This window comes from Oleiphilus sp. HI0125, assembly GCF_001635355.1.
Genome location: NZ_LWGF01000280.1, coordinates 1 through 968, shown reverse-complemented (window position 1 = coordinate 968; position 968 = coordinate 1). Strand labels below are relative to the sequence as shown.

Below are 968 nucleotides of genomic sequence, written 5' to 3'. Positions count from 1 at the left end.
GAATATCAATCACCACATCACCAACTTTAGGTAATGTCGTTACATCAACATCCACCACATTTTTCTGCTGATGCATAACCTGGTCAATCTTTCTAACAACCGCATCTTCAATCGCTTGATCTAAAACAGAAAAGTCAAAATTACCTTCTTCTTCCTCTACTTTAGCAAGCTTCGCACAGGTAGTTGGTTTGTCCGAAATCACACCACAGTACTCCGGCATATTCTTTGCGAATTCTTCGGTACCGATTTTTGCAGACAATCGAATGATATCGAGTTTATCCATCGTAATCAGAGGACGCAAAATGACTGTCTCAGATACACGATCAATAACATTCAAATTTGTCACGGTTTGACTAGAAACTTGAGCGACTGATTCGCCTGTCACAAGCGCGGTCACATCCATTTTCTTTGCTATTTCTTGCGCAGCACGAACCATCATTCGTTTAAGCACCACGCCCATATGTGAATGGTTAACGTGCTTGAGAATCTCACCCACAACACCTTCAAATGGCACCGAAATAAAGTGGACTCGATGAGAGCGACCATATTTTTCCCATAAATACAGAGAAACTTGCTTAACACCGATTTCATGCGCGTCACCGCCGAGGTTAAAGAAACAAAAATGCGTTTTTAAACCTCGTTTCATTGTTAAATAACTAGAAACGGTTGAGTCAAAGCCACCAGAAATTAACGAAAGCACTGGCTCTTGCGTGCCAATAGGAAAACCACCTAAGCCTTCATAGCGCTCAGAAACGGTATACAGCGTGTCGTCGCGAACTTCTAACTTTACGGTCATATCAGGCTGCTTAAGAGAAACGCTTTCAGGTTCGCATGAACGAAGCAATGCGCCGCCCAAATAACGTTCTAGCTCACTGGAAGCAAATGAATGTTCTCCTGCACGCTTTACACGAACAACAAAGGTTTTCCCTTTGATTTGCTTCCCGTAAGTGTCGGCACAGATTTGAGCA

Annotated in this window: 1 protein-coding gene; it reads right to left on the bottom strand. The window is 42.9% G+C overall.

Annotated features, from left to right (window positions below):
* Window positions 1-968 (bottom strand): tRNA uracil 4-sulfurtransferase ThiI (gene thiI / locus A3762_RS03980; protein ID WP_068754203.1); only part of this gene is annotated, 968 nt, incomplete at both ends.